Origin of the sequence: Burkholderia sp. 22PA0106, assembly GCF_047497155.1 — a bacterium.
In the GTDB taxonomy this organism is placed as follows: Bacteria; Pseudomonadota; Gammaproteobacteria; order Burkholderiales; family Burkholderiaceae; genus Burkholderia.
The window spans coordinates 1,006,926-1,021,866 of sequence record NZ_CP163163.1 but is presented as its reverse complement, the minus strand read 5'-3'; the positions used below and the strand labels follow the sequence as shown (position 1 = coordinate 1,021,866).

Here is a 14,941-nt window from a genome sequence, read left to right as displayed (position 1 = left end):
TATTACGTGGGTGCGGTCAGCCAGCATTATTCGGTCACCGAGCAACTCTCTTGCCGCTCGTCATCGCTGACCTGGTCATCGTGATCTTGCGTAGAGCGCGCCGAACATTGGGCAACCTACTGAAGTCGCTGGGTAATCTGGCCACAATCGACGATCCGCAGCCATCAGGATGACCTCCGAGCACCATGGCTAACCAGCGATTTCTGACGACTCTCGAATATTTGATGACTTTATGATTATTGTTATCCAATATTGATTCTGGCGTAATCTCGTCTATGAAAACACCTAACCGCGCCGTGGGCCGCCCGCCCGCCATCGAGATCATTCCAAACCGTTTGCGCCAGTTGCGTGAAAGTAAAGGCTGGACTCAGACCGATTTGGCTAAACACGTGTCCGAACGGCGGGACAAGCGCCTGGACCCCGCATCACTGAAGAATATTGCGCACCGTTGGGAACGGGATGGCAAGCTCTCACTTCAAACCGCAACAATCTTGGCAGACGTGTTGGGCGTCACGCTTTCAATCCTTCGCGGCGCGGAACCTGACGCCCAGCCAAGTCGGATTGAGGAAATTAAGGCTCGGATTCATGAGCAGCTTGCTACAGGCAATGACACCTTGGCCGGTCAGTTGCACTCTGATGAGAAGCCGACTGACGCAGTATCGCGACTCGCACAGCGTTTGGCAGCTGATCTTGAATATGCGCAGCTGAGCCAAGACGCCAAAGAATTTCAGCGGCTTTCTCAACTCTTGGGATACCGCATTTCCGAACTACAGCAACCCGCCAGTGCTCATGGCCATTGGATATTGATCTGCAATGGGCCTACGCTGCCCATTAATTCGGCCATCATTCACGGCACTGTCCAATTAATGTCACTGGTCGAGCGCTATGCACAGGAATGTCTGGACTTTTCTGAGAGCGATATGCGAGTTACCCTTACGCAAGACTCGGTCTGGTTCCGCATCCAGTTTCCCCATCCACGGATTCCTGAGTTGGCTCAAAACTTAAGTTTCGCCCGTTGTCAGCCCTCCGCGACAGGCCTTCTTTGGACGAAACCGACTTGGATGGATGACTATTTTATTCAGAAGTTGCCGAAGCAGTTCTCAGAATATGCCAACTACGTTAATGGCTTTGATCTACAGGAGTTGGGGCCAAGCGATCTTGCCAACCTGAAGCTGGCCATCTACAAGTTGCCGACGCGTCAGGAAATCGAACGGCACAAAGAGAATGCCCAAACTGTTTTGGCTACCCTCACCCAGGGTTGTTTGAACGAGTATCTGGAGCGCTTGCCTGCCTTCGTGAAAGACGGATCCGGCCATGACGCGGCAACAAGCTGGCTCTGTGCCGATTTGCTGGAAATCATACAGCCCTTGATGGGTGACTGGCCACTCAAGCACTGGCAATTTCAGGCTCGGGGGAATGCGATCCTTGTGAGCCTTGACGCCCCGCCGCGCTTGGCCGCCGAGCGAGGCTACATCGATGATCTGTTCGTCCCCAGATTGCGCATTGAACTGGTTGAGTCCCTAGCCGACACAGTACGCCGTGTTCCCTGGCGACTCAAAAGTGTGGAGCACGCGCTGGAGCGCATCAAGCGGCACCTCAATCGCGAGATCGCACGGCGTGACGACGTGGTAGACCCGTCGCCTCCGGTCGCATAGAGATATCTCCCATTTTTCTTGAGCAGCCCGGGCCTTTACGTCCCGTGCTCGGGTTTGCTCGTCTTCAATTTACGGGACCAGCAAAAGGAAAACGACAATGTCTTATCTCGAAAACGCTCCGAGTAAAACGGGTAACCCTTCTGGCGGTGGCCGTGGAAACAATCCGCCGAGCAAATTAAACCTAACCGGCGATAGTGCCTGCCCCCGGAGAGTAATACCTCAGGGGCCTAAAAATCACGGGAATTTTTCTATGAAAATACAGAAATACCAACAACAGCTACTGCGCACGATGCGTAACAAATGGCCAGGGATGCTGCTGCAGCTATCCCGTGGCGGCAAACACTATAAGCTCATGGCAACGTTTTCGGGTGCCGAGATCCAGGTTGCTGTCGCCGGTAGCCCGCGCTATCTTGACGCCGGCACACATGCACAAAGCGGCACGTTCCGTGAAGTAGCGGAACGTGCCTGGTACTACCCTTGACTCTCCGCGTTCATTCGTTCCATGGCCTGACGCACCTGTGACGGTGCCGTCACAGGTGCTTGCTTCGCCTTGATCTCATCCATCCATTTGGTGTAAGTGTTGCGCGATCGCAAGATGCCCCGCGCTGACAGCAGCTTGATGATGTCACTATCCTTGATACCTTCAGATAGCTTCTTCAGGATATACGGATAGGCCTTCTCGAACTTCTGCTTTCGTTGGTCAAGGTCACTGGGGCGTAGGGCCTCCAATGCGTCGAACAAGCTCTGTTCGTCGATGGCTTGCTGTTCGGTGTCTGTGGTGAAATTCATAGTGAGCTACTCTCGGCGAGCACAAAAAATCGCATATCCAAAATGGTTCCAATTACTCCGGCGAACCATTTCGGATGCCTGAAAACTTCCTACGCGGCTTCCACCTCCAAGTTATCGCCTCCGTCCGGCGCCTCGTCTGGCAAGGCAACCAAGCCCTTGGTACGCGGCCGGCCAGTGCGACCAGATAGCGCCTTTGGAAAATGTCCCGTCATGAATGTCTTGGACTTCGGAGATGCCTTCACACGAACGAACTGATCTTTCTTCGCCAAGTACATGAGCGCACGCATCAGGTGCCCGCGCTTCACCGCATCATGATGATCGATCAGACCGACGCCGAGGTACTTGTAGGATCCACGATTGCAGTTGTGGTAGTAGCCGCGCCCACCTGTGGTCTCGACCCAGTAGTCACCGATCGAGTCACCCAACCACTCATGTTGCTTGACCTGCGAGCCGTCGAAGATCAACGCCACATGCAGGTGATGCCCGCCCGTGCTCGAGAACTCAATCGAACAAACGTAGCCGATCATGTGCCGGAAAAGCGATGGCTTGCCACGCATGTTGTCCTTGAAGTGCCGCCAGTCCTCCGTCACGGTGAAGATATCCACACGTGGCAGATCATCACCTTCATCATCGAAAGGCTTGCCTCGGGATACTGCGTCACGCTCCCGATAGTTGCGAGCCATGAGTACTTCGTTCCATCGCATCGCTTGCTCAAGGTCAAAGCACGCAGTCTGGCGGTACATCAAGTCAAGACGGATCACCATCAAGCGAGCGTGACGATCATGCAAGGCATTGAGATAGCGTGTCAGTCGTTTAGCGTTTTCGTCAGCATTACGCCGCCAGTTTCGCAACAGACGCTTGATGCCGATTCGCTCCCCCTCCGCACGCAGGGTCAACACAAGTGCGTTGCATCGTTCTGCATACTGAGTTGTCAACCTCTTTGATGTGACAAGGTGCCAACTGATGGCATGCTTGGCATAGACACGATGAAACAAGGCGAGGTCAGGAGACAACGCTAATCCATCGAGCACCAACCGCTCAAACTCTGGCAGCAGCTCGACGTACTTTGCCATTTTGTTTTTGACGATACAGACAGAACCGTCAGCATTGCGCTTGATCTCATACGGAAGCGCATCAGTATCGATGACGCAATGCATGAACTCGATCTGAGCGCTAAGCAGCTTGACGCTCACACCTACTCGATACCCTTTACCGTCAAGACCATAGACAGCGCCCATGTTGCGATCAAGGTTCTCAACGATCCCATTGACATGGGTAAGCTCATCTTCGCTCACAACACGTTTTCCACTATCGGTGACATGAGGCATGACGCACCCATGCTCACGATCTGTATCGATGGTGCATTGGGCACCATCATCTTTCACAGCAGATTCTTCCATAGTTAGATTCCTTGGTAAGATACATAGATTAGTTAAGTAATCCTTATAAAAACCATAAGTCTGATCCCACCGCTCACGCGGCAAGATCAGAAGGTCTTTCGGGAAATTGGGTCGGGGAGACCCCAGATGACGGACTATCCTGATATGCAGAAACGTCCTCGCATATCAGTCAACGTGCTTCAGAGACTACACACCACCCGGGCCGAGAACATCATCCAGCCGGCCAACGGGCGGCAACACTTCCACGAACGGCTTTCCACCAAACGTCACCATACGAATCCGGCCTTGGTGATTCAACTCTGCGATGGCACGACGCAGTCGCGTCGTCGTGATGCCGATACCCATCGCAACCACACCGAAACGATGACAAGCAAACGACCTAGTACCATGGTCACGTAGGCATTGCACAAGTGCTGCTGCGTCGCGAACCCCTTGCGGTTCAAGATCAAGCGGTCTGTGCATCCATTTGTAGGCCTCGAAATGGTACAAGCAAACCCGCTCCGCACTTTCCACCAGATCGACGGACACGTCGCCGTCACGTCCTAGGAACACATGATTCTTGGCAGCCATCCGGGCAATGTGCCCAGTCAGCTTGGCCAGGAAATCACGGCAATGGTCGAGCTCGCGGCGCGACATTAGCCTGAGGTTCCGATTGTGAATATTGTGTAGCAACGCCTTCGCACGGCAGCTGAATGTCACTGAGGGGAGTTCTTTTCTGCCGGAACGGATACGTTCGTGAAGTTCGTCCAGCATCTCAGTAACGCGATCGCCGTACTGCTTATGGGCGTGGCCCGTGATGGCATAGCCAGGACTTTCTGATCCGATCCATGCATCGAGGACAACGTGGTAAAGGAAGCGAGCGTCCAGACCACTCGCCTTCAGTTGCTTACCACGTTTCTTGCAGAACGCACTGAACAACCCTGGCTGAATCATGAACAAGGTCGTCAGATAGCCTCTGATTTCCTTGTGTGGTTCACGCACACGACTGTGCACGATCATTTTTCCGCCGAAGAGATTGGCCATGGTGGAGAAGTCCTTGGGGCGGAGCATATCCAGTGCCACCGCGCCCTCATCAACAATCCACCCAGAGACGGGCCAATGCTCTAGGCTGCGTAGTACCGCTTGCATGGAAGCATCGTCTTGTAGAAGAGTTGGTACGACTACAGAGCGTGGCTCCTTCTCTAGCTCTTCTGCCAACAATCTTTCGATCGCGTTCGTCTCCTCACCATCAACTACGCATTCCTTAATAACTTTTTTAATTGCATTTACGCGCGCAAGCCACACGCAATGTGCTGCCTCCTGCTGAGATTGGTTCATGGGAGTTTGTTCCGCGAGCTTGGCGCACCATCGAGACACGGCCTCTGTGAGCACTCCATGATGAAAGCTCTTGCCCGCTCCTGAGGAGGCCAGCAAGACACCGAATGACGTTAGAGGTCCAGTGCCTCCGTCTGGCTTCTCATACAACGCCACCCCTGAGGCAACCAGGGACGTGACGGCTTCCAATACGGATGCACAGATGGCATCGTCCTTTGGCATCGCCGATCGCTCGCGCAACACATCGCCCAACAGACCAGGCAATGCATCATGGGGGAAACACGGAACCTGCACCGCATTTCCGATTAAGTCGCGATCATCATCCATGCGACTTCCATGGACGGTAAGCGACCTTGAAGATGCGTGAGTCACGCAGTCTCCTTTCCGCTGCGCGGAGAGTCAAATTGTTAAAGAGCGAGGGTATTTCTAGGAACGACTGGGTGCACGCACCGACGAGGTGCCGATGCGGCTGCCTGAGTGCTTAGCCAATAGACTTCGGTGGTACGGGAGTGGGTGTAGGAGACGCGCCTCCCTGGCGGATGAGGGTGTCGTCGTTGGCCGAGATTGCACCATCACGCTTGGTGACGATCACATTCGGCCATAGCAAACGGCCATTGGCGAGCTTGGTGGGCACCACGCCGAAGTAACTGCCGGTTAAGCAGTATTGCTTGCGTGGGGTTTGCGGCTGGATGTGGTTGTTGCTGGCGAAGACTTCGGTAGGAACGCCTTTGCCAATTTCAAGCGGTGTCGTTTTTGCGAACGTCATGGGGAAAACTCCGTGTTGCTCGGCCTTGCTGCGGAGGCCGGTCCGCACATCAACGCTGATCTGCGTTGATGCGGGACAGAGTATTCCCTGCGTCCGAACTTCCCCGTTAACCGAGGCAAGCTATGTCATTGATTTTTAACAAAAATCACAAATCAAAGGGAGAAGTTGGAGAGGTTCCTCTCTCAAAAACGTCAACCTTATCGTTACCGCGCGGTGTAGTTGCTTTGATCCATTCAGACCACCAGAGCCTCAACAATTCGTGCTGCCGGAATGCCCGGTTCAAGTCGGGCCAGGAATACTCATAGTGTTCGTGCAAAGCGAGGCCTGCCTCGACAGGCTTCCACTCACCCTCTTTGCCTTGAGTCGTCGGAATTTTCGCCGACAGAATCTTTTTATTCGGCTTCTTAAAAATTTTGACCCAGTCCGATACTGTTCGTTTGGTCTGAGTCTTTCCTAGATAGAGCTCAAAAGCACTCGCTAACTGCGCAATGGTTAGAGGACGTGGTTCTGGAATCCCCTCGGCATCGACCATGAGCATGTCGACACTCAGATAACGAGTCGGCAAAGGCCAATCGCCACGCTCCGATTTCAGCTTGGATGGATGAATCCAAGCAACGGTCTTGGCTTGTTCCCGCATCCGCTCAAGAACGATGCTGCTGGCTTGCTCAGCCTCCCAAGCGTCGATACAACGTAGCGTGATATTCGGAAAGATATAGCCATCGGGAATTACAGGAGCCCCTTTTTTCATTTGCTCGATATCCGATTTGAGCAGAATGCCCATATCCTTACTGGCGAACCTCTCACGAAAAATGGGGAAAGCCATGCCTATGACTTTTGAGTGGGGCATTCCTCTGTCCGTCACCGGCCAAGCATACAGAGCCTCATCAAGCACTGGCGCATATATAGTCCGGCCTTCGCATTCGTCGCCCAGCGCCTCATCCAGCAAATCGTTCAGCGTGCATCCGAGTCGAGCCGCTGCTTCTGCCAAGGCAAGCAGGTTTCCTGACCCCGCTTGGACGCCATCATCTGACTCCAATATATCCAGGTCCGCGCGGCGCGCTGCCTGCGCCTCTGGCGATAGGTCCTTGAAAAATCTCAACCGAGGATTTTTTTCTTGCTCGTCCATGTCCAAATCTTCACTATCCCGGCTCGCTAAAATTTGACAGCCACACGGCTATCCTTCGCGATAGGGTTAAAAAACGGGAGCGTACAGCAAGATGGCGACAAAGGAGATCGCCACGATTGAATCCAGCACCAAAGAGAACGAATTGTTCGTGGTCGAGCACCGAGCTACTAGATTGACTAGCCGAACCCAAGGCAATGATTGGCGTGGATCTGAGTGGACCGAATCCGGTTACACAGCGGTTACACGAAGCCAAACCAACGAGCACCCACCTTATAAAAACATTCGTAACCCATTGATTTTACTGGTCCGCCCTACACGATTCGAACGTGTGACCTACGGCTTAGAAGGCCGTTGCTCTATCCGTCTGAGCTAAGGGCGGTCATGAGACAGGCGGCGCCGAAACCGGCACCGCCAGAAAGAAGCGAAGCAACCACCGCACATCCCGGCCCAAACGCCAACACCACCGGAACGCACCGCCCGTCACCTCGAATCGGAACCCCCGAGCGAAGCGCCAACACCGCTTCCCGACGAATTCCGAGCCAAAGATTATACCCGATCGCTACCGCGCGACCAGCCCGAACCGGGCAAGGTCGAATCAGACCGGCTGCGCATGGAACGCGAACCAGCCGAGACAGAACAACCCCGCCAGCACGCAATACACGCCGAACGACGCGAGACGCCCGCGCCCTTCGAAATAGCGCATCAGGAAACGAATGCTCAGATAAGCGGCAATCGCCGTCAGCACACCACCCAGCGCGGCATCGGCCAGTTGATCCGGCGCATGAAACAGCTTCGGCAGTTCGAGCACGCCGGCCGCCAGAATGATCGGCGTGCCAAGCAGGAACGAAAACTCGGCGGCCTTTTCGGTCGTCAGCCCGGCGGCATTGCCGGCGATCATCGTCAGCCCGCTGCGCGAAAAACCCGGGATCAACGCGCCAACCTGCGCCAGCCCGACCAGAAACGCGCGACCGAACCCGAGCCGCTCCGGCGCACGATGCGCGCGCGAACGCTGGAGGCGATCGCCCCACCACAACAGCACGCCGTTGACGATCAGCGCGCCGGCCACGATCCGCAGGTCGTGGAACACGTGCTCGATCTTCTTCTCGAGCAACAGCCCCACCAGCCCGGCCGGAATCGTGCCGATGATCAGTGCCCACATCATGTGCGCGTCGTCGTTGGGACGGCCGGCGAACGAGGCGAAGAAGCCCCGCACGAGCGCACACCAACGCTTGCGGAAATACCAGAGCAATGCGATCGCGGTACCGAGGTGCAGTGCAACAAGGAACGGCAGCAGCTGCGGCGCATGCTTGTCGATATGCATGCCGATCAATGCGGGCACCAGCAGCGTGTGACCCAGGCTGCTGACGGGGAAAAGTTCGGTCACGCCCTGCAGGACGCTCAGAAATACCAGAAACCAGAGGCTCACGCGTCGGTCCTTTTGTCGATGATGAATGGGAAAAGCGCTCGATACACCGGATGGAGAATCCGGCAGCGCACTGATTATGCACAGCAGCATTCCGTGCGCCAAGTCGCCGGGCCGCACTTCGCGGCTTTCATCGACGGAGCCGTCAAAATTGTCAGGAAATTGAAATGCACTCGGAAACAAAAAGGCCCGCGGTCCGGAGGACGGCGGGCCTGGAAGCGCTGCGGAGGCTGGCCCGCAGCGGTTTTGGCATCAGCGGCCGAGCTGGTAGAAAAACAGCAGCGTGCTGCCGGTAAACATGCCGAACAGGGCGATTCCCATTGCCATTGCCAGATCCATGCTGCTGACTCCTGATTCGAATGCGGTGTAACGAAAAGTAACCGGTCGGCACAATTATGCGGTCAAACCGACAGACTGCCACCCGCAATTTCCCCACATGGGTTTCCCCTAGGCAAGTTTTTCCGATTTTTGCCGATAACCCGCCGCGGTTCGCGCGCCCTCGCCACTCGCGCAAGCGCGCCGCGTCCGCTATGCTGTCCGCCCGTTGTGTTGACGCCGATCGAAGGACACCATGCCCATCTTCCAGCAGCAGGACATCATCGAACTCGTCGACGGCCCGTCGCGGCTGCGCATCGCGCCGCAAGCCGGCGGCCGTCTCCTGTCGTGGGATATCGATGGCGAGCCGGTCATCTTCTGGCCCGAGCAGGCCGACTGGAGCGCGCCGGCCAAGGTGCGCGGCGGCAACCCGCTGCTGTTCCCGTTCCTGGGCCGGCATCGTGTCGGCAATACAGTCGGCCGCTGGCGCGACGCGGCGGGCGTGGTGCGCGACCTGCCGATGCACGGCTTCGCGCGCGACCTGCCGTTCGCGGCGCACGTGGATGCGGACGGCCGCGGCATCGACATGACGCTCGAATCGAGCGACGCGACGCGCGACGGCTACCCGTTCGCGTTCCGCTTCGACGCGCGCTATCAGTTCGCCGACGCCAACACGCTCGACGTCGAACTGACCACGCGCAACCTCGGCGACGCCCCGCTGCCCTACTACGCCGGCCATCACTTCTACTTCGCGCTGCCGCACGGCGAGCGCGCGCAAACCTCGATCGACCTGCCGCCGACGCAGCGCCGCTTCCAGGAAGCGGACGGTTCGATCAGCGCGCCGGTCGCCGGCGAGCCGCGCTATACGCTCGACGAGGCACGCATCCTCGACCGCTTCCACTGCCTCGAAGGCGTGCCGGCCCGCCCGCTGCGCATCACGATGCCGGGCCGCAAACGCCGCATCGACATCGATCTGAACCGCCCCGGTTCGGTGGAGTGGTACACGGTGACAACCTGGACCGAGAAGCCGGAATCGGATTTCTATTGCGTGGAGCCGTGGCTCGGCCTGCCCGACGCCATCCACAACGGCCTCGGCCTGCGCATGCTCGCGCCCGGCGCGACGGAAACGGCCTCGCTGCGCATCAGCGTCGCGAAGCTCGACTGAACCACACGGCGCGCGGCCCTGCGCCGGGCGCCACGTGCCGCGCGCAGCCTCACGGCGCGGCCGTACGCCGCTTCTGAACGGCCGCGCCGTGACGCCGCGCATGCCTCGTGTGGCGATCGAACCCGCAAATCGGCGCCGCGCGCCGCGAACCCGGTAAAATCCCCGGTTTTGTATCCCGCCGCCGCGCCCCGCGCCGCGCCGTCTTGCGAGGTTTCATGTTGGTCAAAGCCGCCCGAGGGTTCGTCCTTGCTTCACTCGCCGTTGTCCTGGCCGCGTGCGGTTCCGCGCCGGTCGGCCCCGGCTTCTATCGCGTCGAACGCGGCGACACGCTGTCGAAGATCGCCCGCTCGAACCGCCAGCCGGTCTCGAACCTCGTGCGCTGGAACTCCATCTCGAATCCCAATGCGATCGAAGTCGGCCAGGTGCTGCGCGTCGCACCGCCGGGCGGCACGGCATCGAGCAGCGCGCCGGTGCGCACCACCGGTGGCGGTGGCGGCAGCTCGGCGCCCCCGCCCGCAGCCGCCGTCGCGCCGCCGCGCCCCAACGTCTCGATCTCGCTGATCTGGCCGGCGGCCGGCACGGTGGTGCACTCGTTCGATGGCGGCAATTCGAAGGGGATCGACATCGCGAACACGGCCGGCACGCCGGTGGTGGCGGCAGCGGCGGGCACGGTGGTGTATGCGGGCAACGGGCTGCGCGGCTACGGCAACCTCGTGATCATCAAGCACGACGCGGATTTCCTGACCGCCTACGCGCACAACCGCGTGCTGCTCGTGAAGGAAGGCCAGGCGGTCACGCAAGGCCAGAAGATCTCGGAGATGGGCGACAGCGACAACGACCGCGTCGCGCTCCATTTCGAGTTGCGTTACGGCGGCCGGTCGATCGACCCGGCGCGCTACCTGCCCGCGCGCTGATGCACGCGCCGCATCGCGCGGCGCGCATTCCGGCAGCGGCCGCCAGGCCGCCCTGCTGACGAACGAGACCGCTCAGCGCTTGCGATACCGGCCGCTGACGCGGCCGGACAACGGATCAACGCGCGTCGCAAACAACACGACGGCGCTGATGCCGAGCACGCTGAATCCCGTGGCAATCCAAAGCCAGACCATGTTTCATTTCGATTCGTTGAACGAGCGATAGTACGCGGGAACCGGCATCGCCGCCGTGGCGCACATCATCGCTCGTGAAGTGCGACTATCGCGCGAAGGCCGTGACGATACGGTGTAATCTCGGCAATCCGTCTGTTGCGATGTCGCCCGGAGCGCCGATGCTGCCTGAAGCCGACGATTACCCTTCACTGCTTGCCGCGTTCGCGTGGCGCATTCCCGAGCGCTACAACATCGGCGTCGACGTGTGCGACCGCTGGGCCGACGGCAGCGGTCGGCTCGCGCTGATCGACGAGCGCGAGGACGGCACCGTCACGCACTATACGTTCGACGCACTGAAAGCGGCCTCCAATCGCCTCGCCCATCACTTCGCGCGTGCCGGCCTGGTGCGCGGCGATCGCGTCGGCATCTTCATCGCGCAAGGCGCGCAAACCGCGATCGCGCATCTGGCCGCCTACAAAGCCGGCCTGATCGCCGTGCCGCTGTTCGCGCTGTTCGGCGCCGACGCGCTCGAATTCCGGCTGGCCGACAGCGGCGCCGCGGCACTCGTCACCGATTGCGCGGGCGCGGCCAAGATCGCGCCGCTGCGCGCCGCGCTGCCGGCCTTGCGCACCGTCTACTGCACCGACGGCGAGCCCGACGGCACGCTGTCGTTCGACGCCGCGCTCGCCGGCGAATCGGACGCCTACCTGCCCGTCGATACCTCGGCCGACGATCCGGCCGTGATCATCTACACCTCGGGCACGACCGGCAAGCCGAAGGGCGCACTGCACGCGCATCGGGTGCTGCTCGGCCATCTGCCCGGCGTGGAGATGTCGCAGAACGGCTTTCCGCGCGGCGCCCGCGTGTTCTGGACGCCGGCCGACTGGGCCTGGATCGGCGGCCTGCTCGACGTGCTGTTGCCGGCCTGGCATCACGGCGTGACGGTGGTGGCGCGCCGTTTCGAGAAGTTCGACGGCGAGGCCGCGTTCGCCCTGCTCGCCCGCCACGGCGTGACCCATGCGTTCCTGCCGCCCACCGCGCTGAAACTGATGCGCGGCGTGGCGCGGCCACGGGAGCGGCATGCGCTCGTGATCGAATCGGTCGCGAGCGGCGGCGAATCGCTCGGCACCGAGCTGCTCGATTGGGGCCGCGAGGTGTTCGGCGTGACCCTCAACGAGTTCTACGGGCAGACCGAGTGCAACGTCGTGCTGGCCTCGTGCAGCGCACTGTTCGCGCCGCGCCCCGGCGCGATCGGCAAGGCCGCGCCCGGGCATCGCGTCGAGATCGTCGATGCGGCCGGCCAGCCGGTGCCACCCGGCACCGAGGGCACGATCGGCATCCGGGCGCCCGACCCGGTGATGTTCCTCGGCTATTGGCGCAACCCCGACGCGACGCGCGAGAAGTTCGCGGGCGAGTATCTGCTGACCGGCGACCGCGGCGTCGCCGACGCGGACGGCTTCATCCGCTTCGTCGGCCGCGACGACGACGTGATCACGAGCGCCGGCTACCGGATCGGCCCGGGGCCGATCGAGGATTGCCTGCTGCGCCACCCGGCCGTGCGGATGGCCGCCGTGATCGGCGTGCCCGATCCGACCCGCACCGAGATCGTGAAGGCGTTCGTGGTCGTGCAACCCGGCGTGACAGCCGACGAGACGCTGGTGCGTGAATTGCAGCAGCACGTGCGCACGCGCCTGGCCGCGCATGAATACCCGCGCGCGATCGCGTTCGTCGACGGGCTGCCGCTGACGGCCACCGGGAAGATCATCCGGCGCGCGCTGCGCGACCTGTGAACAGGCCACTGCACGGCTGCACGGCGGCAGACATGGGCATGACCGCGTTGCCACAGGCAGAACGGGCGCGCCGGCGGATCGGCTAGAATCGCGGCTCACCCCGCCTTGCAATCCGCACCCGGCCGTCACCCCGGCCGGGCGCCCCCGTTCAAGACCATGACCGCATCGATCCCTCCGTCCGCCGGCGACACGCCCAGCCCGCTCTACCGCCAACTGCTCGGCGAAACCGCCAAGATCGACTGGTGCGATCTCGAACGCTTCTTCGCGCAGGGCAAGCTGCTGTCGGTGGCGCGCGACCTCGATCTCGTCAGCGTGGCCGAAGCGGTCGCCTCCGACGATACCGAACAGGTCACGCGCTGGCTGTCGGCTGGCCATGTGGCACGGATGCCCGCCGAACTCGCCCAGGATTACGCCACGCGCACGCCCGAGCTGTGGGCCGTGGTCGTATCGCCGTGGATCTGCGTGCAGGAACGCACCTGAGGGCCTGCCGATGTCCGCGTCCCCGGCTTCTCCCGCTTCTTCGACCACCGCCGCGCCCGGCCGCACGCCGGTCGACCATCGCAGCGTGCTCGGCCTCGCGATTCCGATCGTGCTGGCCAACCTGACGCAGCCGATCCTCGGCGCGGTCGACACGGCCGTGGCCGGCCACCTCGACGGCCCGCAGGTGCTGGGCGGCGTCGCGCTCGGCAGCCTGTTCTTCAGCTTCGTGTACTGGGGTTTCGGCTTCCTGCGGATGGGCACCACCGGCCTCGTCGCGCAGGCGTTCGGCGCGGGCGATCAGGCCGGCATCCGGCTCGCCGTGTGGCGCGCGCTGGCGCTGGCCACCGTGCTGGGCCTGCTCGTGCTGGCGCTGAACGGCCCGCTGATCGCGATCGCCCTGCATCTGCTCGGCGGCAGCGACGCGGTGCGTGCCAACGCCCAGGCCTATGCGCAGGCTCGCATCTGGGCCGCGCCGTTCGCGCTCGCGAACTACGCGATCCTCGGTTATCTGCTCGGCGTGCAACGTGTACGGCTGGCGCTCGTGCTGCAAGCGTTCATCAATGTCGTGAACATCGTCGCCGTGGTGGCGTACGTGTATCGCTTCGACGGCGGCGTGGCCGGCATCGGCGCGGCCACCGCGACGGCCGATCTGGCCGGCTTCGTGCTGGGCGCGATCGCGTTGCTGGCGCGTCGCGGGAGCGGGCACGGCCTCGGGTTCGGCTTGCCGACCCGGGCGGCGTTCTTCGAGCGCGCCGCGCTCAAGCGGCTCCTCGTGCTCAATCGCGACATCTTCGTGCGCACGCTGTGCCTGCTGTCGGCGTTCGGCTGGTTCGCGCATCGGGGCGCGCAGCAAGGCGACGCCACGCTCGCGGCCAACGCGCTGCTGCTCAATTTCCTGACCTTCACGTCCTACGCGCTCGACGGCTTCGCCCATGCGGCCGAGGCGCTGGTCGGCGCGGCCGCCGGTGCGCGCGATCGCGACACGTTCCGCGCGGCCGTGCGCCTGACGCTGCAATGGGCGGTGGGATGCTCGGCGGTGTTCACGCTCGTGTATGCACTGAGCGGCAACTGGATCGTCGCGCAACTGACCGATCAGCCGGCCGTGCGCGAGATGGCGGCACGCTTCCTGCCGTGGGCGGCCGTGCTGCCGCTGGTGTCGGTGTGGGGGTTTCTGCTCGACGGCGTGTTCATCGGCGCGACGCAGACACGCACGCTGATGATCGCGATGGCCATCTCGCTGGCCGTGTTCCTCGCGGCCAGCTTTGCGCTGGCCGGGCCGCTCGGCAATCACGGCCTGTGGCTCGCGCTGTCGATCTTCATGCTTGCGCGCGGCGTCACGCTGTCGCTGCGAATGCCCGCGCTCGCGCGCCGGATCGGCAGCGCGGCGGGCTGAGGCCGAACGGCGGCCTTACTGCGACGCGGCGGCCGGTGCGGCCGGCATGCCCGAGGACGCCGGGGCATCGAGCATCGTCGGCGGCGTCATGTCGGTCGGCACGCCGTGATAGTCGGCCGGATCTTCCGGCGGCTTGCCGTGATGGCGCGAGCCGTCGCTCGACGCCGATTGATCCACGCAGGCGCTCAACATTACCGCGACGAGCGCGGCCATTACGAAACGGAACATCCTCACCTCGAA

Annotated in this window: 14 protein-coding genes and 1 tRNA gene; 7 read left to right on the top strand and 8 right to left on the bottom strand. The window is 61.2% G+C overall.

Going from position 1 to position 14,941, the window contains the following annotated elements; genetic code table 11:
* Positions 1-275 precede the first annotated feature (275 nt).
* Positions 276-1,655, top strand: coding sequence for a helix-turn-helix domain-containing protein (locus AB4850_RS19505; RefSeq protein ID WP_414444645.1), 1,380 nt, complete (start codon positions 276-278; stop codon positions 1,653-1,655).
* A 97-nt stretch (positions 1,656-1,752) separates the two neighbouring features.
* On the top strand, positions 1,753-2,136 hold the full coding sequence (locus tag AB4850_RS19500; RefSeq protein ID WP_414444644.1) for a hypothetical protein: 384 nt from the start codon (positions 1,753-1,755) through the stop codon (positions 2,134-2,136).
* Here the strand turns inward: AB4850_RS19500 and AB4850_RS19495 are convergent.
* The 7 genes from AB4850_RS19495 to AB4850_RS19465 all read right to left on the bottom strand — a co-directional run bounded on the left by AB4850_RS19495 (position 2,127) and on the right by AB4850_RS19465 (position 8,476).
* A complete protein-coding gene (locus AB4850_RS19495) occupies positions 2,127-2,444 on the bottom strand; it encodes a hypothetical protein (protein WP_414444643.1) in 318 nt (105 codons plus the stop codon). The two genes, AB4850_RS19500 and AB4850_RS19495, sit on opposite strands and share 10 nt — an antisense overlap.
* 89 nt (positions 2,445-2,533) lie before the next feature.
* Complete coding sequence (locus AB4850_RS19490) at positions 2,534-3,844, bottom strand: inovirus-type Gp2 protein (protein ID WP_414444642.1); 1,311 nt, start codon at positions 3,842-3,844, stop codon at positions 2,534-2,536.
* A 186-nt stretch (positions 3,845-4,030) separates the two neighbouring features.
* The gene (locus tag AB4850_RS19485) at positions 4,031-5,485 is read right to left on the bottom strand and encodes a DUF3987 domain-containing protein (RefSeq protein WP_414444641.1); all 1,455 of its coding nucleotides are present in this window, start codon (positions 5,483-5,485) and stop codon (positions 4,031-4,033) included.
* Between the two features lie 154 nt (positions 5,486-5,639).
* Positions 5,640-5,924, bottom strand: a complete 285-nt coding sequence (locus AB4850_RS19480; protein ID WP_414444640.1) for a hypothetical protein — start codon at positions 5,922-5,924, stop codon at positions 5,640-5,642.
* 145 nt (positions 5,925-6,069) lie between these two features.
* The gene (locus AB4850_RS19475) at positions 6,070-7,050 is read right to left on the bottom strand and encodes a hypothetical protein (RefSeq protein ID WP_414444639.1); all 981 of its coding nucleotides are present in this window, start codon (positions 7,048-7,050) and stop codon (positions 6,070-6,072) included.
* Between the two features lie 302 nt (positions 7,051-7,352).
* A tRNA-Arg gene (locus tag AB4850_RS19470) sits at positions 7,353-7,429 on the bottom strand.
* Between the two features lie 216 nt (positions 7,430-7,645).
* Entirely contained in the window at positions 7,646-8,476 is an 831-nt protein-coding gene (locus AB4850_RS19465) for an undecaprenyl-diphosphate phosphatase (RefSeq protein ID WP_414444638.1), read from the bottom strand.
* Between the two features lie 568 nt (positions 8,477-9,044).
* On the opposite strand from AB4850_RS19465, the gene AB4850_RS19460 reads away from it, so the two are divergent.
* From AB4850_RS19460 to AB4850_RS19440, 5 genes are all read left to right on the top strand, one after another.
* Positions 9,045-9,953, top strand: coding sequence for an aldose epimerase (locus AB4850_RS19460; protein WP_414444637.1), 909 nt, complete (start codon positions 9,045-9,047; stop codon positions 9,951-9,953).
* A gap of 215 nt (positions 9,954-10,168) precedes the next feature.
* Complete coding sequence (locus AB4850_RS19455) at positions 10,169-10,867, top strand: peptidoglycan DD-metalloendopeptidase family protein (RefSeq protein WP_414444636.1); 699 nt, start codon at positions 10,169-10,171, stop codon at positions 10,865-10,867.
* A gap of 350 nt (positions 10,868-11,217) precedes the next feature.
* On the top strand, positions 11,218-12,828 hold the full coding sequence (locus tag AB4850_RS19450; RefSeq protein ID WP_414444635.1) for an acyl-CoA synthetase: 1,611 nt from the start codon (positions 11,218-11,220) through the stop codon (positions 12,826-12,828).
* Positions 12,829-12,984: 156 nt separating this feature from the next.
* Complete coding sequence (locus tag AB4850_RS19445; RefSeq protein WP_414444634.1) at positions 12,985-13,308, top strand: DUF2288 domain-containing protein; 324 nt, start codon at positions 12,985-12,987, stop codon at positions 13,306-13,308.
* 10 nt (positions 13,309-13,318) lie between these two features.
* Positions 13,319-14,701: an MATE family efflux transporter gene (locus tag AB4850_RS19440; protein WP_414444633.1), complete on the top strand. Its 1,383-nt coding sequence runs from the start codon at positions 13,319-13,321 to the stop codon at positions 14,699-14,701.
* A gap of 15 nt (positions 14,702-14,716) precedes the next feature.
* Here the strand turns inward: AB4850_RS19440 and AB4850_RS19435 are convergent, their stop codons facing one another.
* Entirely contained in the window at positions 14,717-14,929 is a 213-nt protein-coding gene (locus AB4850_RS19435; RefSeq protein WP_414444632.1) for a hypothetical protein, read from the bottom strand.
* Positions 14,930-14,941 lie beyond the last annotated feature (12 nt).